Raw genomic sequence first — 17,614 nt, 5'->3', positions numbered from 1 at the left:
GTCTAAGTATGGCAAGCGAGTCGCATGGGTTCGAGCTGCCGCTGCTGCTGTTTGCCGGCTTCAGGTCGCTGATCGACGAGTTGCATCGGGAGCTCGCGAACCAGGGCCACCCGGGCGTGCGACCCGCCTACGGATTCGCGATGCAGGCGATCGGGATCGACGGTGCATCGGCGACCGAGGTGGGTCGTCGGCTCGGTGTGTCCAAGCAAGCTGCGGGCAAGACCATCGACCGGTTGGAGGCGATGGGATACGCGGTGCGTTCCGACGATCCCCGCGACGCCCGTCGAAAACTGGTGCTGCTGACCGAGCGGGGCATCGACTCGCTGCGGCGCTCCGCCGTGATCTTCGACGCGCTCAGGCAACGCTGGGCAGCCGAGATGGGACCGGTGCGGTTGAACGAACTCGAGGCGGGGTTACGACGCGTCACACCCGCCGACGGATTCAGCCTCGATGTCCAGGGTTGGTTCGGTGGCTAGCGTCGAGTTACCGGCGCGAGCGAGTGGTCCCCCGACAATGTCTAGTGGAGGCGGGGGGCCCCTGGCTCGCTAGTTCCGCGTCACCAATACGAACGGTCCGATGTCGGTGACCGTGAACCGCGGATCGTCGAACAGCTTCTTGTCGAAGCTCACCGTGTAGCGACGCACGTTGGGATCGTTGGGGTAGACGTCCTCGGCGAGGCGAAGGCTGTAGCCGTCGGAACCGTTGCGGAACAGGATCGCGTCGGGTGCGCGCCACTTGCTCTTCTCCAGCCCGGCCACCAACTCGTCCGGGGTCTTCAACTCACTCCACGACTTGATCGCCGCCGCCCGACCGGCGAAGTCCGCCAACGGGTTTGCGTAGTGCGACGTGAGCGCCTGGAAGCCCAGATAGGGGAAATAGCTGAGGAAGCTGGTGTCCGCCGTCAGAACGACGATATCGCCGCGGGGGCGCGAAATCCGTTGCGTAAGTGCCTTGTCGATGTCGCCGTAGAAGGCAACGGCACCGGGCGGGCGTTTGTCGGCGCGGACGCCGTTGCCGTCGGTGTCGGTATACGCCGTGTTGATCTCGGGCTCGAGCACGTGCGGAATGTTCTGCGAAAACGCGAGCGCGCCGATGACGCCGATGGTCAGCACCGCGTACCGGAATCGGGGCGGTTCGTTGAGGGCCTGATAGATCGCGCGAGCGCCTTCGATGAAACCGAAGACGCCGGCAGCGGCGAAGAGCGAGAACAGGATCGGGGCAAGGCGGAACGAGAGCAGGGTCGTCCCTGCCGCTGTCGCGGCCATCGACGCCAACGACCAGAGATAGATGGCGACGATGCCGATACCGATGCCCTGCGCCCGCCGCGAGGACGTACCGCGGATGACAAGCCACACGGTTCCGATCAGGCACAGCGCGCCGAACAGATCGGCGCGCAACATCGGAAACTCTAGCTGCGCACCGGATCCGGGCAGATAGTGAAACGCGGTTCCGGAACTCGGCGGACTGCCGTGACGCAGTTGCAGCAGGAACGGCAGCCACACGATCAGCGCGATCACACCTGCGATCGCGCCGGCCACCACCATGCGCACGATCGGCGCGAACGACCGCATGGCGACCGCGGCGACCAGTGCCATCAGGCCGACGGTGAATGCGGCCCAGCCGGCGTACAGCGTGTAGAAGGTCGCCGAGATGCCAAGAAACACACCGGTTCCGACGACGGCACCCCAACCGGAACTCGGCTTGTACAGCCCGCCCCACGCGAGAATCAGTGCGGGCGGTACTACTACGGCGATGATTGCGCCGTAGACCTCGGGCGAACCGTAGGCGAGGACGACCGCTGTGGTGGCGAGCGCAACCGGTGCCGCCCAATCCGATCGAATCAGCTTGCTCCACAACACCATCGCGACGACGGCCGCAACCGCGAGCGAGGCGATGGCGTACGGCTTGAAGGCTTCCCAGCCCGCCATGCCCAGCAGATCGGCGACGCGACCGCCCACCCAGAACCAGCCTGCCGGATAGAACGACGGCAGGTCGGCGTAGGTCATGTCGTGCAGCGACGCCGTGTCCGTCATCCGGGTGAGGAACTCGGTACGAAATTCCTGGTCGACCGATACGCCGAACAGATAGAGCTTGGTTGCGGCCAGGGGCATCCCCAGCGTGACCGTGACGAAGGCCGACAGCCCTGCCCACGACAGCAGCTTGGCTGCGATCGGCCATTTGCGCGTACGAGTCAGGTAGACCGAAAGGCCAACGACGGCAACGGAAGCAACCTGGCCGACAGTGGTGATCGCCCTGGTGACGTTGGATGCGTTGAAGGCGGGCCAGTGGATCACCGAGAACGCAACCAGCCCGATGGCGGCCACCACAGCGGCAACCATCGCCGCCACGACCATTTCGGCTGCAGTGAACAGCGCGGACCGCGCGGGGGCCGACAGCGCGCGACGCGCTGGGGCGGCAGTGGCCACAGCTGAATTCACGTCGGCTAGATCGGGAGCTTGCGGAAGATCGGGCGCGGGACGTGGCGCAGGGCCATCATCACGTACCTGAACTGTCCTGGCGCCCACACCAGATCCTTGCCCTTGTCCGACGACCGGACCGCCAACTCTGCGACGAACTCCTTGTCGACAGTCAGCGGTGCCTCCTTGACGTGCGAGCTGAACTTGGTGCGCACCATGCCGGGGCGAACCACCAGCACGCGAACGCCGAACTCGCGCAACGCCTCTCCGAGGCCGAGGTAGAAGCCGTCGAGTCCGGCCTTGGTGGAGCCGTAGACGAAGTTGGAGCGACGAACCCGCTCACCGGCCACGGTCGACATGGCGATGATCCGGCCGAAGCCCTGGTTCTTCATCTTCTCGGCGACCAGCACACCCACCGAGACCGCGGCGGTGTAGTTGACGTTGGCAACCTGCACAGCCTTGCGCTGGTTCTGCCACAGTTCCTCGGGGTCGCCGTCGAGTGCGAAGGCGACGATCGCGACGTCCACGTCGCCGTCGGCCCATGCCTTGTCGATCATCGCGGGGTGCGACGCGGTGTCGATTCCGTCGAAGTCGATGACGTCGACCTTGGTTGCGCCCGCCGCGGTCAGCTTGGCGACGGCACCGTTGCGACCCGGATCACCCGGCAGCGCAGCGAGAACGACCCGCATCGGGCCCTTCTTCAGGTACTCCTCGCAGATCGCAAGACCGATCTCGGAAGTGCCACCGAGCAGCAGCAGCGTTTGCGGGTTACCTACAGCGTTGATCAATTGGACTCCAAGCTAATCGGCAGATCGAGGCTCATCGCGGTTGGGGCCTATTGCAGTTCGAGTCGGCGTGCCATGTCGGACATGAAAACGCCTGTGGGGTCGACATTTCGCCGGACCTTGATCCACTCGTCGATCCGGGGATACATCTTGTGGAAGGTTTCTGCGGTGGTGCGCGAATCCTTGGCGGTGTAGAGACGGCCGCCGAATTCGAGGACGCGCTTGTCGAGTTCTGTGACGAATTGGTTGAGCCCCGGCGTGATCGGGAAGTCGACGCAGATGTTCCAGCCCGCCATCGGGAAGCTCAGCGGTGCTTGGTTGCCCTCGCCGAACAACTTGAACACGTTGAGGAACGTGTAGAAGCCCGACTTTTGAATGTCGATGATGATCCGCTTGAACTCGTCCACCGACTCCGGCGGGACCACGAACTGATACTGCAGAAATCCGTTGGATCCGTACGCCCGGTTCCACTCACCCATCAGGTCGAGCGGGTGATAGAACGCGGTCAGGCTTTGGATCTTGTCGCGGTATGTGCCCGCCTTGCGGTACCAGAGTTCGCCGATCGGGCCGAACGTGTACTTGTTCGCGAGTCCGTTCGGGAAGATGTCCGGAACCGTGAAGAACGTCTTTCCGGTGAACCCGAGCGGGTTCTTCTGGAGCTTCGCCGGAAGCTGGTCGAGCGTCGCAAGCGAGCCGCGAGACAGGGCAGCGCGGCCGAGCTTCGGCGGTCCGCTGATCGCGTCGAACCACGCGCTCGAATAGGTGTACTTGTCCTCGCTGCCGTCGCTGTGGAGTGCAATGGTCTCGTCGAGGTTGGCCGTGACATCGCCGTCGGCGATGAAGTACGCGGTCTCGGTCGGTGTCATCTTGACCGTCGCCCGCAGGATGATGCCGGTCAGGCCGTTTCCGCCGATAGTCGCCCAGAACAGTTCCGAGTCGGACTCCGGCGTGATCGTGCGCACCTGGCCATCCGCTGTCAGCAGATCCATCGAGCGCACATGGTTGCCGAAGCTGCCCGCGCTGTGATGGTTCTTACCGTGGATGTCGGATCCGATGGCGCCGCCGATGGTCACCTGACGGGTTCCGGGAAGCACGGGCACCCACAGGCCGAACGGCAGCGCAGCGCGCATCAGTTGGTCGAGGTTCACACCGGCATCGATGTCGACCAGGGCGGTCTGCGCGTCGATGCTGTGAATCTTGTTCAACTGATTCATGTCGATGACGAGCCCGCCGGCGTTCTGGGCGCTGTCGCCATATGACCGACCCAGACCGCGCGCAATGACGCCGCGTCGCAGGTGAGAGGGCTTGCCGTCGTTCTGCTCGGCAACCTGAGCGACCGCCTTGGCGATCAGCTCGACATCGGGAGTGGCGAGCACCTGGGCGGTCGTGGGAGCGGTACGCCCCCAGCCGGAAAGGGACCGCGTCTGGGTGGGAATTGTGGTTGACATCGAGTTAGAGGCTACCGCAGCAGCGTCGTCGCCTACCCTCGTCAGCGTGCCCGAACACTTGCCCGTCCAACCAGAACCGCATCTTCCGCTACCGGTCGAGCTGCCGCTGGTCGACGAGCCGGGCGGCACCGATGTCGACCTGAAGACGCAGGTTGTCCGATTCGCCCTGACCGGCGGGCTGTCTGCGATCGTCGACTTCGGGCTCTATGCGGTCGGCCTTGCACTCGGCATGCCCGTCGCACTCGCGAAGTCCATCAGCTTCATCTGTGGCACCACAACGGCATACCTGATCAACCGGCGCTGGACGTTCAAGGCCGAGCCGAGCAGGTCTCGCTTCATCGCAGTCGTCGTGCTCTATGCGGTCACGTTCGCGGTGCAGGTCGGGCTGAACACGCTGCTATACGACCCCGCGAAATGGCGAATCCTGCTCGCCTTCGTCATCGCTCAGGGCACGGCGACGGTGATCAACTTCATCGTTCAGCGGACCATCATCTTCAAGATCCACTGAGTTTTCAAGAAACACTGAACGCATGCGAGACCGTCACCGGAACGCCGTTGAACACCGCATTTCCGGAGAGCGCGTCCACGTGCGCATCGTCGGTCAACGTGTTCGCGTTGACACCGGCATGCGCCGCCGCGACCGACTGAGTGCTCGCGCCGTGTCCCCAGCCGTGCGGCAGGCTGACGACGCCGGGCATGATCGAATCGGTCGGCTCCAGCGGGACGATCAGCTCGCCCGCAGCCGATTTCACGACGGCGTCGTCGCCGAGCCCCAGCCGTTCGACATCCGCGGGATTGATCAGCAGCGTGCACCGATTGGATCCGCCGACCAGCGTCGACACGTTGTGCATCCAGCTGTTGTTCGACCGCAATTGTCGACGCCCGATCAGCACGATCTCCGGTTGTGTTTGTGTGAGTCCGGCTTTCAGCCGCTCGACGTCCGCGAGGAGCTGCGGCGGTGCCAGCTCGACTTTCCCGGACGCGGTGATCAAGCAGTCCGGCAGTTGCGGTTCCAGCGGACCGAGGTCGAGTCCGTGCGGATTGTCGAGCAGCTTCTGCAACGACAGGTCGGCGCCGTCGACGCCGGACCATTCGCCGTACGGTCCCAGGCGCAGCATCATGTCCAGTCGTAGCTCGGCACCGGTTTCGCCCTGCAACGACGCTCGGAGGTCACCGACGTCGCGGCCGAATACGCCGGATCCTTGTGCAGCAACTGCTTTCCGGAGCGTCTGGTCGATGATCAATTCGTCGTGCGCGGCGGTATCGCCGTCCAGCCCGGCCGCGATCATGGCGAGGCGCGCGAGGATGTCCGACTCCGACGGTCGATCGCCCAAGGCGACCGCGGGCGGCGAGTAGCGCGTGTAGTTGCGGACCGCGAACGCGAGCAATGCAAAGTCGTAGTGCGACGACTGCAATGTCTGTGGCGGCGGCAGGATCACGTCGGCGTGCTTGGTGGTCTCGTTGAGGTAGCGATCGACGCTGACCATGAAGTCGACCTCTTGCAGCGACGTGTCCAATCTGGCGCCGTTGGGCAGCGACAGCACGGGATTGCCTGCGACGGTGATGATTCCGCGAATTTGGCCCTCACCCGGGGTCTCGATCTCTTCGGCTAGTGCCGCTGCGGGAAGCTCGCCATTGGCTTCGGGCAGTCCACGTACGCGGCTGGTCCACCGGGCTGTGCGATACGGCCTGCTGCGACGGGGGAGTGCTGTCGCCGGTCGGGGGAACATCGCCCCGCCGGCCCGATCGAGGTTGCCGGTGAGCACGTTGATCACATCGACCAGCCATTGTGCGACTGTCCCGAATTCGGCTGTGCAGGTGCCGATTCGACCGTAGACGGCCGCCGTGGGAGCGGCGGCGAGCTCGCGCGCGATCCGCCGTATGACGTCGGCGGGTACACCGGTGCGCGGCGCCGCCGCCTCGGGTGTGAACGGGACGGCGGCTTCGCGGATCGCTGCCAGACCGTCGACGTCGACGCTCACCGTTGTGAGATTCTCGGCGAACAGCACGTTGACGATTCCGAAGAGCAAGTAGGCGTCACTGCCGGGGCGGACGAAGATGTGTTCGTCAGCCAACGCCGCGGTCCGGGTGTGCCGCGGATCGACTACCACCAGCTTGCCGCCGCGCTTCCGAATGTCCTTGAGGCGACCCGGAAAATTCGGTGCGGTACAGAGCGAGCCGTTGGATTCGAGCGGGTTGGCGCCGAGCATCAGCAGGTAGTCGGTGCGGTCGAGATCCGGAACGGCGATGGTCAGCGGATCGCCGAACATCAGCCCGCTCGCAACGTGCTTCGGCATCTGATCCAGGCTGCTGGCCGAGAAGATGTTGCGGGTCCCGAGTCCGCGCGCAACCGAACCGCCGTAGAGCGCGCCCGCGACCGTGTGCGCATTCGGGTTACCGAGGTAGAGCGCGAGCGACTTGCGGCCATGCTCTTCGATCACCTTGTTCAACCCGACCGCGACGGCGTCGAACGCCTCGTCCCACGTCGCCGTTCGCCATTGCGTACCTTCGCGGATCATCGGCGTCGTCAACAGGTCGGGATCTTCGTCGAGCTTTCCCAGGCTCGCGCCTTTCGGGCAGATGAATCCCTTGCTGAACGGGTCGTCGCGGTCGCCTTTGACCGACGTGACGCGATTGTCGCTGTCGAGGGTGAGCGTCAGTCCGCAGACCGCCTCGCAGAGCGGACACGTGCGATGAACAGTCGTCATCGATCCATACTGTCCCTCGCGGGCGCTGCAGCGAACCCTCGAACTCGAGATCCAGTTCTGAAGGATATTGCTCGGTATCCGATCGAAATCCTTCACTTTCACATGTCGCGCAACCACGGCTGAACCATTCGCCGCGCTACCTCGTGACAGAGACAAGGGTGAAGTCAAGCAGCGGCGCACCGCAATTTTCGATGCCACATGAAGGTGTGTGTCTCACATGGCGAAGCTGCAACCGTTCTTCCACGATGTGCAAGCCCACTACGACCTCTCCGACGACTTCTTTGCTCTGTTTCTCGACCCGACCCGCACCTACAGTTGCGCGTATTTCGAGCGCGACGACATGACGCTCGAAGAAGCGCAGCGCGCCAAGGTGGATCTTGCCCTGGGCAAATGCGATCTAGAACCGGGCATGACGCTGCTCGATGTCGGCTGCGGCTGGGGATCGACGATTCTCCGCGCTGCGCAACGCTACGACGTCGATGTCATCGGACTGACGCTGAGTCGCAACCAGTTCGACTACGTCACCGATCTACTTTCGGCGCGCCAGGATAAAAGCCGCAGCGCGCAGGTACTTCTGCAGGGCTGGGAGGAATTCGACCAACCTGTCGATCGGATCGTCAGTATCGGTGCGTTCGAGCACTTTCGACGCGAACGCTACGAGGCCTTCTTCGCCAAGTGCCGAGATGTGCTGCCGGACAACGGAAAAATGCTGCTACACACGATCGTCCAGTACAACCGGCACGAGATTCGTGCCAAGGGCTTGCCGATCGACCGCAGCGTCTTGGAATTCGCTCGCTTCATGCAACGCGAAATCTTTCCGGGCGGCGAGCTGCCGGAGCCGCAGTGGGTGGTCACCGGTGCACAAGGGGCAGGCTTTCGGGTCGATCGAATTCATCCGCTGCAGCAGCATTACGCACGAACACTCGACAGTTGGGCGGCCGCTCTGCAAGCGCGTAGGACCGAAGCGGTTCGGCTGACATCGATCGAGGTGTACAACACTTACATCAAGTACCTCACCGGGTGTGCAGAGCTCTTCCGGAAGGGGTACATCGACATCATGCAATTCACACTTTCGCTGGAGCCCAACCGATGACAGTTGCCGTAGACGACGTCGAATCCCTACTCGGTCGCGTGTATCGCATCTCCGATCATTACGAGGTAGGCCGGGAGAAGATACGCGAGTTCTCCCGCGCGGTGCAGGCCACCCATTCGGCGCACTACGACGAGGTCGCTGCGAATGCGTTGGGGCACAACGCATTGATCGCACCGACCACGTTCACGGCAATTCTCGGCGGCATCGCTCAGCGATCCGTGTTCTCCGAGTTTCTGCCCAACTATGATTTGAGTCAGGTCCTGCACACCGAGCAACACATCACGGCGTACCGACCAGTCCGTTCCGGTGACATCCTGGACAGTCGAATTGCATTGGAGTCGTTCCGGTCGAGCCATGGCCAGGAGACATTCGTCTTCAAGACCGACATCACGGACAGCTCCGGTGCCGTTGTGCAGGCGAGTCTGACCACGGCGATCGCGCGGGCGGGCGGCGTCATCGACGAGCACATCGCGGACGCCGCGCAGCAGGTGTTGATGGCAGAGTCGGCGAACCGAAGCTCCACCGTGGGCTTGATCGCCGACGCGGATTACGTTGCCGCCGAGCCGCAGCGGACGCCGTCGCAACCGCGAATCGAGTTCTCCGACATCGCCGTCGGCGATCAGCTGCCGACCAGCACGGCGTATCTGCGGCGCGGCGACCTGGTGAACTACGCGGGCGTTGCCGGTGACCCAAACCCCATCCATTGGAACGAGAACATCGTGAGCCTCGTCGGCCTCGACGACGTGGTGGCGCATGGCATGCTCACCATGGGATTGGGTGCCGAATACCTGACAACTTGGCTCGGCGACCCAGGCGCTTTGTGCGACTACGGGGTGCGTTTCACCAGGCCGGTCTACGTCGGCAACGACGCGCCCGCCGCGGTCGATTTCGTCGGAAAGGTCAAGACTGTCGACCCTGCGACACGAACAGCGACGATCGCACTGACCGCAACGGCGAACGGCAGCAAGATATTCGGCCGTTCGACTGCGACAGTCCAGCTGCGGTAGTCGCTAGATCGGCTGCACGCACACGACGCGTTTGCGCTCGCTGTAGACGCCGCCGCTGTGGCCTGCGCAGCCGTCGGTGCTGTCGGTTCCGTCGATGATGTCGGTAACCCGGATGGCCGCACCCGAACCCGATGCGCAGTCGATGCGCGTCGGCCAGTCACCTGCCGTCGAAATACAGTCGCCGACAGCCCAATCCACGTCGAGACAGAGCGCACCCACTTCTTGTCCGTTGCGGGTGCGGGCGTACCACATATCCACGTCGGAAACGCATTGAGTGTGCGTCGGAGCCTTTTGCACGACGGTGAAGTTGGCTGCGGAACTGCCACACACCGCATGCGCGATGACGGGCGACGCCATGGTGCCGCTGAGCGTCACACAGTCACCGATCTCGGCGTCGAAGTTGGGATCGACGGCAGCGGGCTTCGGTCCTCGCGTGGGGGCCGAGTCGACAACCAAGGCCGGTGGCGAGACGGCGTCCTGCATGGCGGGGACGGCATGCGGCGTGATGTCCGAACCGCATCCGGTGAGCAGCAGCGCGGCAGCCGCGAGCCCAACGGGAACGGCTGCGAAGGATGTGGATCGAAGAAGAAGGTAGCGAGGTCCGAGCATCGGGGCTCCTGCTGTCGTATCGGGTGATACGACAAGAGTCGATGCAGTGGGCTACTCGAAACAGACACCCTGGGGTGCGAAGTCAGGCACCCGACGGGTACGGCGTCAGATCAGGAAGCGACGCGGCGAGCGCTCTCGGACCAGCGGGCGGACGTGACGGCGCGGACAGCGGCACCGACGGCGACCACCGGCGGGAGCCAGCGTGACTCTTCCGGGCTGACGGACCAGCGGGCGCTGCCTGCGACCAACTGGGTGGGCGGCAGCGGGATCCCCGCGCCATCCATATGCACGATGGCGCCGATTGCGCGCAGTGCTGCGATCGCCATGCTTGCGTTGGCGATGCCGGTGACCAAGTGGATCTCACGACTCGGTGTTCCGGGGAGCTCGATGACCGGTCCGACCATCTGGTTTGCCCGCATGTAGTGGCGGACAGCGTCAGCGTGTTCGGCGGGGATCTCGATCCCGGCGACATCGGCATCGGTGATCAACGAGATCCCGTTTGCCGTCGTCGCAACGTTCCAACCGCGATCGCTGTACCCGTCCGCCGTAGCGGTGAGGTCGCGGTCGAGGAGGGAGGTTCCGGACGTGGTGCGCACTGTCTTCTCCATTCGTGTGGGGCTTCTTGCTACTCCACACGACGTATCGGCGAAGAACGATGAAAGGTTACTGGCAAGTTTCTGTGAGTTCTGCACAATTAACACGTAGGACCTTTGGAGGGCCGTCCAACCAGCACGAATGAGACAAATGTGTCGCCGGTCACATCGATAATCGGCTTGACCAGGAGGTGATCGCCGTCACCCATTCGCGCCCGGCGAGGACCACCAGGTCGTTGTGCCCGGCGTTGTCGATCACCTGCAGTTCCTTCTGTCCGGCCGCGGCAGCGTAGTTGCGATGCGCCTGCTCGACGGGGACGAGATCGTCGACGGCGCCGTGCTGAATAAGCACCGGGGCCTGCAGTTCGGCGATTCGGCGGGCGTTGGGATAGGCATCGGGAACCAGGAAGGACGGCAGAATCGCGAAGTGCTCACGGGCTACGTCACGGACGCTGCTGAACGTCGACGTCAGGATCACACCCGCGGGCGGATGAGCCAACGCCAATTCGAGGACGACGCCGCCGCCCAGCGACTCCCCGAGGTAGAAAGTCCGACCGCCCGCTACGCCGTCCTGAGCGAGCAGAGCAGTCCGTGCCGCTCGCGAGTCCAGGTACGTTCCCCGCTCGGAGGGGCGGCCGGCACTCGAGCCGTAACCCCGGTAGTCGAAGAGGAGCACGTCGAATCCGGCTTCGGAAAGAAGTTGAGCGTGGAGGATGCGGTCGCCGATGTTGCCGCCGTTGCCGTGCGCGAAGAGCACATGGCCGATTCGGGGCCTGGACGTCGGAATCCACCAGCCGTGCAGCACGACGCCGTCGGAGGTGGTGATGTCCAGATCGACGTACTCGAGGCCGGCCATGTCGGGCGTCGCGTGCACGCCGGCCGTCGGTTGGAACAAGACGGCGTTCAGCGGTGGCCGCTGCACCCGATTGATCAAGAACACTGACCGCCCCTTGTCGTCGACCGGTGCCGTGGCGGCATCGGCCGCGTGAATTGTGCCACCGAATCGGCTCCTGATCGTCTACGCATTCGCAAATCGTCGCGTAGGAGGGGAGTATTCGGTTCATGACGCAAGAGCCGGAGTACGAGGCCCCGGAAGAGGCCGAGTGGGCTGAATACGAGGAGGAGTGGGAGGAATACGCGGACGCCGAGCCCGACCATGATCCTGTCCTCGTGCGCACCGACGCGCTGTCCGGAGTTCGCGACTGGTTGTTCACCGCCATGCGCGGCCTGCTGGACATCCGATTCCGCCGGGTGTCGACCAGGACGTTGCTCCCCGTCGTCTACGTACTCTTTCTGCTGATGTCCATCGCGGTACCGGTCGCTCTGTCCGTCGCGGTGTTCCAGTTCTCGGTCTTCCTCGGCGTGCTGTTCTTGGTTTTCGTCGCTCCGCTGCTCGCGTTGTCGATGGCGGCGACGGTGCGCCTGCTGCTGGAGTTCTTGATCAGCATCAACCGGCTGGGTTCCAAGGTGACGCACATGAGTCAGCTGGCCGACGACATTCACACGTCGCTCAACGAAGTGGCCGTTCCGATGAGTCAACTCTCGGAAGATGTTCGTGCAGTGCAGTTCTGGCGCTTCAAGAAGCGTTAGCCCAGGTTGTTCGCCAACACCGCGCGATGCGTCACGCGCGCCTGCGCGTGGAGTGCGCGACCCGCGTCGGTGAGGCAGACGAAGATCGAACGACGATCCGTCGAGCACATGGTCCGGTCGACCAGCTTGTCGCGCTCGAGTCGTGCCACCGTGCGGGACAGGGCGCTCTGGCTCAGGTAGATGTCGTTGGCCAGGTCGCTCATCCGGTACTCGCTGCAACCGGCATCGATCAATCGGTCGAGCGTCTCGAATTCGCTGACGCCGATTCCGTGCTCGTCCTGCAGTGCTTTCTCCAGCGCACAGGAGACGTTGGAGTGCTTGGTCAGGAGGTCCCGCCACTCGTTGACCAGCGGGTCGCCGGTGCGGGTATCGGAATGCTCCCTCATCGTCGAGAGATCAGCCATGGCCGCCATCTTAGCCCTGGTCCGTACGTCGATGCAACTGCATTTATTGCGGTTGCATTTAATGCGTACGCATGTAATGTCTGTCAGCATGACTTCCACGACAACGATCTCGGATGCTCGTCCGGTAGGTCCGGACGGCAACTCGACGCTTGCTTCGGCGAGTGACAATCTGAAATGGCCCCTCCGGCTGTGGGGGACCCTCATCGCGCTCTGCATCGTGCTGTTTCTCGACGGTCTCGACGTCTCCATGGTCGGCGTCGCACTCCCGTCCATCGGTACCGAACTGAACCTGACGACATCCACCCTGCAGTGGCTGATCAGCGGTTACGTTCTGGGATACGGCGGCTTGCTGCTGCTCGGCGGCCGCACCGCCGACCTGCTCGGCCGTCGCCGGGTCTTCCTGATCGCGTTGGCGGTCTTCGCGGTCGCGTCGTTGTTGGGTGGAGTCGTCGACGACGGTCCGCTGCTCATCGCGACTCGATTCATCAAGGGACTCTCCGCTGCGTTCACGGCTCCGACCGGTCTCTCCATCATCACCACGACGTTCGCGCAAGGTAAGGCGCGGAACAAGGCGCTCTCCATCTACACCGTGTTCGGTGCGAGTGGGTTCTCGTTCGGCCTGGTCTTCGGTGGTCTGATGACCGGAATCGGCTGGCGGTGGACGTTCCTGCTCCCCGTTCCGATCGCGATCATCGCGCTGGTCATGGGCTACTTCCTCATTCCGAAGGACACGACCAAGGCCGAGGGCGGGCACGACATCGTTGGTGCGATTCTGTCCACCGCCGGGATGTTGCTGCTGGTGTACACCGTGGTGTCGGCCCCGCAGGCTGGGTGGGCGAGCGCTCGTACGCTCGGCTCGTTCGTTCTGGTCGTGGTGCTGTTCGCGTCGTTCATCGCGGTGGAGAAGCGGGTGGCGCATCCGCTGGTTCGACTGGGCATCTTGCGCAACGGCACGCTGGTGCGGGCAAACCTGGCGATCGTCGGGTTGTTCGGTTCCTTCGCGAGCTTCCAGTTCATCGTGACGCTGTACTTCCAGGACACGCTCGGCTGGTCGCCGCTGCACATGGCGCTGGCCTTGCTGCCGACCGGTCTGCTGGTGGCGTTCAGCGCGCCGTTCGCAGGCAGCGTGATCGACCGCGTCGGTACTCCGCGTCTCATCATTGCGGGCCTCGCGGCGATGACCCTGGGCTATGTGTTGTTCCTTCGGGTCGACACGCATCCGATCTACGCGTTGGCGATCATGCCGACCGCATTGCTGTTGGGAGTTGGCTTCGCCCTTGCCTTCCCGGCGATCAACGTGCAGGCGACCAACGGCATCGAGGATGAGGAGCAGGGGCTGGCGGCGGGACTGGTCCAGTCGTCGGCGCAGGTCGGCGCGGCGCTGGTCCTCGCTGTCACGACGGCGATCATCTCGGCGCACGGCACGGGCACCGGGTCGGCAGCGGACATGCTGGCCAGCTACAAGCCGGGCCTGATCTTCGTCACCTGCGTTGCCCTTGCAGGTTTGCTGGTGACGTTGGTCCGCAAGCGGGCGTAGCCCGCAGGTGAGCGTTTAGTTGGTCCAGGGACCAATTAAACGCTCACCTGCGCGAAGCGTAGTCGCGATAGCGTATGAGCATGATTCGCGTCGGGACATCGGGTTGGGTGTATCCGCCATGGCGGGATTCGTTCTATCCCAAGGGATTGGCCCATCGACGCGAACTCGAGTACATGGCGCAACGGCTCGACTCGGTCGAGATCAACGGCTCGTTCTACGCGCTGCAGAAGCCGAGCAGCTATCTCAAGTGGTCCGAGCAAACCCCCGACGATTTCGTTTTCTCCGTCAAGTCACCACGATTCATCACGCACATGAAGCGGCTCGTCGACGTCGACGAGCCGCTTGCCACGTTCTTCGCCTCCGGCATTCTCGCGTTGGGGCCCAAGCTCGGACCGTTGCTGTGGCAGCTGCCACCGAACCTGGCATTCAATGCCGACACGCTGGCTGCCTTCGCCGCCCAGTTGCCCAAAACCACTGCGGCTGCAGCAGAATTCGCCGGCCGCCATGGCGACAAGGTTGCCGACCGGGCGTGGACGACGACCGATGCCGACAGGCCGTTACGCCACGCCATCGAGGTTCGCAGTCCCAGCTTCGCCGTTCCCGACGTGCCGGAGATATTGCGGGCCAACAACATTGCCTTGGTCATTGCCGACTCGGCGGGCAAGTACCCGTACTTCGAGGACCTGACCGCCGACTTCGTCTACGCCCGAATGCACGGCGCCGAGGAAATGTACGTCAGCGGTTACACCGACGAGGCGCTCGGCAACTGGGCCGACAAGCTGCGTACCTGGACAGCGGGTGGCGACGGCTACGTGTACTTCGACAACGACGTCAAGGTTCGATCTCCCTACGACGCAATGGGGTTGCGAGAACGACTAGCCGAGTAGTTGCGTCACCAGTGCCATCCGCCGGTCGGCGAAGTCCGGTCGTAGGCGGCCGTCGCGGCCCAGCGTCACCAAGCCGTGCAGCATGCTCCACCACACCTCGGTGAGGGTCTCGACGTCGCGGTCCCCGGCCAGGGGCGCAACGGCGGCCTGAATTTCTCCGAATGCCGCGATGAGCGGTGCTGGTGTCGCGTCAGCGCCGAACGGTAGTCGAGTCGTGCGCGTGAACATCGCATCGAAGAGGGCGGGATTCGCATTCGCGAAATCCGCGTAGGCGCTCGCGACTTTCCCCAGCGATTCGTGGGGGTCGTCCACCGATCGACGAGCCAGCCGCAGCGCACCGGTCAACTCGACGAATCCTTCCACCGCAACGGCTTCGACGATCTCGTCCTTACCGGCGAAATGGCTGTAGAGCACAGGCTGGCTGTACTCGATTCGCTCGGCAAGTCGCCGTGTAGTCACCGCATCCCAGCCCTCGTTCTCGGCCAGCTCGCGCGCGGTGGCGATGATCAACTGCTGGCGCAGCCCTCGTTCACGGGTACGTCTCTCCTGTATCGACATTCCTCGACTCTAGCACCGCTAGACAAGAAGGCATAGTTAGATCTACTGTCGACTTGTCTGCTAGCAGCGCTAGATATGGAGAAGAACATGAAACTGCACACTGTCGCACTTTGGCTCGCCGCACTCGGTGGCGCCTTTATCGCATATATCGGTCTGAGCTATCTGATCGTTCCTGGGTCCATCGTCACGGGGTTCGGGTTCCCACGCTGGCCGGGGGGCGACGCCGACGGCTTCTATGCAGTGAAAGGCACTCGTGACCTGGTGTGCGGTCTGGTGGTGTTTGCTCTGATCGCCGCTCGCGAGCACCGAGCACTCGCGATCGCTCTAGGCGTCGTCTCGCTGATTCCTTTCGGCGACGCGATCAACGTCCTCTCCCACCACGGCAGCATTGCCACTGCACTTGGCGTACACACCGCCACAGCGTTGTTCGTGCTGTTCACAGCGGCGTTGCTGTACCGGACCTCAGAACGCGACAGCGACACCGCGCGGCAACTGGACCAGTCGAGTTCCGTAGCGGCGCTGTAGTCGAGCGGCAACATCGAGAAACGCAGGCCAATCCAGCCGAGCGACCGGACGCGGCGGCTTGTCCTGCGAGACAAGAAAGTTGTCGTGATGGCACGGAATGAGCACCCTGGGCTGCAGCGTCGCTGCGAGCCGATCGAAGTAGTCGGGGGTGCCCTGCCGTGCGGCCAGGCACGCGAACAGGATGTCGACAGGCTGCTGCCGTTGCAGTGGGGCGTCCTCGATGCCTGCGCTGGTCTGGATATGCACGCTCGTCCCGCCGACTTCGAGTCGATACGCGAACACGTCGCCGCGCGGCCAGCGGAAGGGGCTGCGCGGCAGCCCTTTTCCGCGAAGTTCGATGACGTCGATCTTGTTGGCGATCGGCACCAGCCCATGCCGCGACGCGATCGCATCGACAGTGAAAGGCCCTACAGTCACCCGGGAGCCGTCGCGGACGGTGTGCAACTGCGACTCGGCCACGCCTTGTCGCCTGCAGACTTCGACGGTTGTCGCGCTGCCGTAGATGTCGGCGCCATCGGCGGCGACGGTGGCCACGTCCATTGCATGATCCCAGTGGGTATGCCCCACGAATGCGGCAGCGACGTCACCGAAGGCGGCGCGCACGCGCCGTTCGTCCGAACGTGCCGGGCGCGCAAAGGTATCCACCACACCGGGGTTGCTGACGAAGGGATCGAAGCAGATGCGCTGGCCATCGACGTCGAAAACAAGTCCCGCGCATCCGGTCCAGGTGATCGATCCCGTCGGTGCGTTATCGCCCAGCCACCGAGGCGCCGGAGCGTGATCGGGAAATATCTCCGGCGCAGCGATCCCTGGCGTTGCCATCATCGCCGAACCGAGGCAGGTCAAGCACATGGCGCACGCCCCTACCGGGTCCAGGTCGGCAGCACGCCACGCTCTGCGGCCGTGGCCAACGACGGTGCCGCCGAATCCTTCTCGGACAGCACGTATTCGAGCTTGTCGCCGTTCCGGCCGACCGTCGGCCAGTCGATGGCGAGTGCTGGATCGAGTGGATGTACGTCGTGGTCGAGACCGGGCGAATACTCGATCGAGCACAGGTACATCACGGTCGAGCCGTCTTCGAGCGAGAGGATGGCGTGGCCGAGACCCTCGGACAGGTACACCGCGCGTCGGTCGACATCGTCGATCAGGACCGAGTCCCACTTGCCGAACGTCGGTGATCCGACGCGGAGGTCGACGACGACGTCGAGGAAGGCACCGCGAACGCACGTGACGTACTTTGCTTGGCCCGGAGGCACATCCGTGAAATGGATGCCGCGGAGAACACCGGCGGCAGAGACGGAGCAGTTCGCCTGCTTCAGCTCCAACGGCGAGCCGACGGCTTCGGTGAACTCGCTGCTCTTGAACCATTCGAGGAAGACGCCGCGGTCGTCGCCGAACTGTTTCGGCGTGAACTCGTACGCCCCCGCTATGGAAAGTTCGCGAATCTCCATCG

At 63.8% G+C, this 17,614-nt stretch carries 19 protein-coding genes; 8 read left to right on the top strand and 11 right to left on the bottom strand.

Annotation, left to right across the window (positions count from 1 at the left end):
• Positions 1-8 precede the first annotated feature (8 nt).
• Entirely contained in the window at positions 9-476 is a 468-nt protein-coding gene (locus tag FOY51_RS01400) for a MarR family winged helix-turn-helix transcriptional regulator (protein WP_149428407.1), read from the top strand.
• A 69-nt stretch (positions 477-545) separates the two neighbouring features.
• On the opposite strand, the gene FOY51_RS01395 is transcribed toward FOY51_RS01400, so the two are convergent.
• The 3 genes from FOY51_RS01395 to dprE1 all read right to left on the bottom strand — a co-directional run bounded on the left by FOY51_RS01395 (position 546) and on the right by dprE1 (position 4,650).
• Positions 546-2,354, bottom strand: coding sequence for a galactan 5-O-arabinofuranosyltransferase (locus tag FOY51_RS01395; protein WP_149428828.1), 1,809 nt, complete (start codon positions 2,352-2,354; stop codon positions 546-548).
• 89 nt (positions 2,355-2,443) lie between these two features.
• Positions 2,444-3,205 carry a decaprenylphospho-beta-D-erythro-pentofuranosid-2-ulose 2-reductase gene (gene dprE2 / locus FOY51_RS01390; RefSeq protein ID WP_149428406.1) on the bottom strand — a complete coding sequence of 254 codons (762 nt, stop codon included), beginning with the start codon at positions 3,203-3,205 and terminating at the stop codon, positions 2,444-2,446.
• A 47-nt stretch (positions 3,206-3,252) separates the two neighbouring features.
• Positions 3,253-4,650 carry a decaprenylphosphoryl-beta-D-ribose oxidase gene (gene dprE1 / locus FOY51_RS01385; protein WP_149428405.1) on the bottom strand — a complete coding sequence of 466 codons (1,398 nt, stop codon included), beginning with the start codon at positions 4,648-4,650 and terminating at the stop codon, positions 3,253-3,255.
• 46 nt (positions 4,651-4,696) lie between these two features.
• Between dprE1 and FOY51_RS01380 the strand changes: the two genes are divergently transcribed.
• Positions 4,697-5,158, top strand: a complete 462-nt coding sequence (locus FOY51_RS01380; RefSeq protein ID WP_290367868.1) for a GtrA family protein — start codon at positions 4,697-4,699, stop codon at positions 5,156-5,158.
• 4 nt (positions 5,159-5,162) lie between these two features.
• On the opposite strand, the gene FOY51_RS01375 is transcribed toward FOY51_RS01380, so the two are convergent.
• Positions 5,163-7,358, bottom strand: coding sequence for a molybdopterin oxidoreductase family protein (locus FOY51_RS01375; RefSeq protein WP_149428404.1), 2,196 nt, complete (start codon positions 7,356-7,358; stop codon positions 5,163-5,165).
• A gap of 217 nt (positions 7,359-7,575) precedes the next feature.
• On the opposite strand from FOY51_RS01375, the gene FOY51_RS01370 reads away from it, so the two are divergent.
• Complete coding sequence (locus FOY51_RS01370) at positions 7,576-8,451, top strand: cyclopropane mycolic acid synthase family methyltransferase (protein WP_149428403.1); 876 nt, start codon at positions 7,576-7,578, stop codon at positions 8,449-8,451.
• Positions 8,448-9,458 carry a fused (3R)-hydroxyacyl-ACP dehydratase subunits HadA/HadB gene (locus FOY51_RS01365; RefSeq protein ID WP_149428402.1) on the top strand — a complete coding sequence of 337 codons (1,011 nt, stop codon included), beginning with the start codon at positions 8,448-8,450 and terminating at the stop codon, positions 9,456-9,458. Before FOY51_RS01370 ends, FOY51_RS01365 begins: the two co-directional genes overlap by 4 nt.
• A gap of 3 nt (positions 9,459-9,461) precedes the next feature.
• On the opposite strand, the gene lppU is transcribed toward FOY51_RS01365, so the two are convergent.
• The 3 genes from lppU to FOY51_RS01350 all read right to left on the bottom strand — a co-directional run bounded on the left by lppU (position 9,462) and on the right by FOY51_RS01350 (position 11,600).
• The gene (lppU, locus tag FOY51_RS01360) at positions 9,462-10,067 is read right to left on the bottom strand and encodes an LppU family putative lipoprotein (protein ID WP_149428401.1); all 606 of its coding nucleotides are present in this window, start codon (positions 10,065-10,067) and stop codon (positions 9,462-9,464) included.
• 110 nt (positions 10,068-10,177) lie between these two features.
• On the bottom strand, positions 10,178-10,675 hold the full coding sequence (locus FOY51_RS01355) for a hypothetical protein (RefSeq protein ID WP_187776128.1): 498 nt from the start codon (positions 10,673-10,675) through the stop codon (positions 10,178-10,180).
• 148 nt (positions 10,676-10,823) lie between these two features.
• The gene (locus FOY51_RS01350) at positions 10,824-11,600 is read right to left on the bottom strand and encodes an alpha/beta hydrolase (protein WP_235916023.1); all 777 of its coding nucleotides are present in this window, start codon (positions 11,598-11,600) and stop codon (positions 10,824-10,826) included.
• Between the two features lie 122 nt (positions 11,601-11,722).
• Here FOY51_RS01350 and FOY51_RS01345 point away from each other — a divergent pair, with 122 nt between their 5' ends.
• Entirely contained in the window at positions 11,723-12,250 is a 528-nt protein-coding gene (locus tag FOY51_RS01345; protein ID WP_149428400.1) for a DUF4282 domain-containing protein, read from the top strand.
• Here FOY51_RS01345 and FOY51_RS01340 read toward each other — a convergent pair.
• Positions 12,247-12,654 (bottom strand): MarR family winged helix-turn-helix transcriptional regulator, encoded by a 408-nt coding sequence (locus FOY51_RS01340; protein ID WP_235916021.1) that lies wholly within the window; start codon positions 12,652-12,654, stop codon positions 12,247-12,249. The genes FOY51_RS01345 and FOY51_RS01340 overlap by 4 nt on opposite strands.
• 88 nt (positions 12,655-12,742) lie before the next feature.
• Here FOY51_RS01340 and FOY51_RS01335 point away from each other — a divergent pair, with 88 nt between their 5' ends.
• Together FOY51_RS01335 and FOY51_RS01330 are read left to right on the top strand one after the other, a co-directional pair.
• Positions 12,743-14,191: an MFS transporter gene (locus FOY51_RS01335; protein ID WP_235916019.1), complete on the top strand. Its 1,449-nt coding sequence runs from the start codon at positions 12,743-12,745 to the stop codon at positions 14,189-14,191.
• A 74-nt stretch (positions 14,192-14,265) separates the two neighbouring features.
• Positions 14,266-15,078, top strand: a complete 813-nt coding sequence (locus FOY51_RS01330; protein WP_149428399.1) for a DUF72 domain-containing protein — start codon at positions 14,266-14,268, stop codon at positions 15,076-15,078.
• Here the strand turns inward: FOY51_RS01330 and FOY51_RS01325 are convergent.
• The gene (locus tag FOY51_RS01325; RefSeq protein WP_149428398.1) at positions 15,067-15,636 is read right to left on the bottom strand and encodes a TetR/AcrR family transcriptional regulator; all 570 of its coding nucleotides are present in this window, start codon (positions 15,634-15,636) and stop codon (positions 15,067-15,069) included. The two genes, FOY51_RS01330 and FOY51_RS01325, sit on opposite strands and share 12 nt — an antisense overlap.
• Positions 15,637-15,723: 87 nt before the next feature.
• Between FOY51_RS01325 and FOY51_RS01320 the strand changes: the two genes are divergently transcribed.
• Positions 15,724-16,161, top strand: coding sequence for a DUF4267 domain-containing protein (locus tag FOY51_RS01320; RefSeq protein WP_214633041.1), 438 nt, complete (start codon positions 15,724-15,726; stop codon positions 16,159-16,161).
• Here FOY51_RS01320 and FOY51_RS01315 read toward each other — a convergent pair.
• The gene (locus FOY51_RS01315) at positions 16,099-17,013 is read right to left on the bottom strand and encodes an MBL fold metallo-hydrolase (RefSeq protein WP_149428396.1); all 915 of its coding nucleotides are present in this window, start codon (positions 17,011-17,013) and stop codon (positions 16,099-16,101) included. The two genes, FOY51_RS01320 and FOY51_RS01315, sit on opposite strands and share 63 nt — an antisense overlap.
• An 11-nt stretch (positions 17,014-17,024) precedes the next feature.
• Positions 17,025-17,612 (bottom strand): dTDP-4-dehydrorhamnose 3,5-epimerase family protein, encoded by a 588-nt coding sequence (locus tag FOY51_RS01310; RefSeq protein WP_149428395.1) that lies wholly within the window; start codon positions 17,610-17,612, stop codon positions 17,025-17,027.
• Between the last annotated feature and the right edge of the window lie 2 nt (positions 17,613-17,614).

It is taken from the genome of Antrihabitans cavernicola, from assembly GCF_008297975.1.
In the GTDB taxonomy this organism is placed as follows: Bacteria; Actinomycetota; Actinomycetes; order Mycobacteriales; family Mycobacteriaceae; genus Antrihabitans; species Antrihabitans cavernicola.
The sequence above is the reverse complement of the archived record's forward strand: the minus strand, read 5'-3'. Positions and strand labels throughout refer to the sequence as shown.

Excerpts from the sequence above, each read along its gene's own strand:
- FOY51_RS01400 (WP_149428407.1), top strand. The coding sequence starts at position 9 with ATGGCAAGCGAGTCGCATGGGTTCGAGCTGCCGCTGCTGCTGTTTGCC.
- FOY51_RS01330 (WP_149428399.1), top strand. The coding sequence starts at position 14,266 with ATGAGCATGATTCGCGTCGGGACATCGGGTTGGGTGTATCCGCCATGG.
- FOY51_RS01310 (WP_149428395.1), bottom strand. The coding sequence starts at position 17,612 with ATGGAGATTCGCGAACTTTCCATAGCGGGGGCGTACGAGTTCACGCCG.
- FOY51_RS01365 (WP_149428402.1), top strand. The coding sequence starts at position 8,448 with ATGACAGTTGCCGTAGACGACGTCGAATCCCTACTCGGTCGCGTGTAT.
- FOY51_RS01345 (WP_149428400.1), top strand. The coding sequence starts at position 11,723 with ATGACGCAAGAGCCGGAGTACGAGGCCCCGGAAGAGGCCGAGTGGGCT.
- FOY51_RS01375 (WP_149428404.1), bottom strand. The coding sequence starts at position 7,358 with ATGACGACTGTTCATCGCACGTGTCCGCTCTGCGAGGCGGTCTGCGGA.
- FOY51_RS01320 (WP_214633041.1), top strand. The coding sequence starts at position 15,724 with ATGAAACTGCACACTGTCGCACTTTGGCTCGCCGCACTCGGTGGCGCC.
- FOY51_RS01335 (WP_235916019.1), top strand. The coding sequence starts at position 12,743 with ATGACTTCCACGACAACGATCTCGGATGCTCGTCCGGTAGGTCCGGAC.
- dprE1 (WP_149428405.1), bottom strand. The coding sequence starts at position 4,650 with ATGTCAACCACAATTCCCACCCAGACGCGGTCCCTTTCCGGCTGGGGG.
- FOY51_RS01315 (WP_149428396.1), bottom strand. The coding sequence starts at position 17,013 with ATGTGCTTGACCTGCCTCGGTTCGGCGATGATGGCAACGCCAGGGATC.
- FOY51_RS01395 (WP_149428828.1), bottom strand. The coding sequence starts at position 2,354 with ATGGTCGTGGCGGCGATGGTTGCCGCTGTGGTGGCCGCCATCGGGCTG.
- lppU (WP_149428401.1), bottom strand. The coding sequence starts at position 10,067 with ATGCTCGGACCTCGCTACCTTCTTCTTCGATCCACATCCTTCGCAGCC.
- FOY51_RS01325 (WP_149428398.1), bottom strand. The coding sequence starts at position 15,636 with ATGTCGATACAGGAGAGACGTACCCGTGAACGAGGGCTGCGCCAGCAG.
- FOY51_RS01355 (WP_187776128.1), bottom strand. The coding sequence starts at position 10,675 with ATGGAGAAGACAGTGCGCACCACGTCCGGAACCTCCCTCCTCGACCGC.
- FOY51_RS01340 (WP_235916021.1), bottom strand. The coding sequence starts at position 12,654 with ATGGCTGATCTCTCGACGATGAGGGAGCATTCCGATACCCGCACCGGC.
- FOY51_RS01370 (WP_149428403.1), top strand. The coding sequence starts at position 7,576 with ATGGCGAAGCTGCAACCGTTCTTCCACGATGTGCAAGCCCACTACGAC.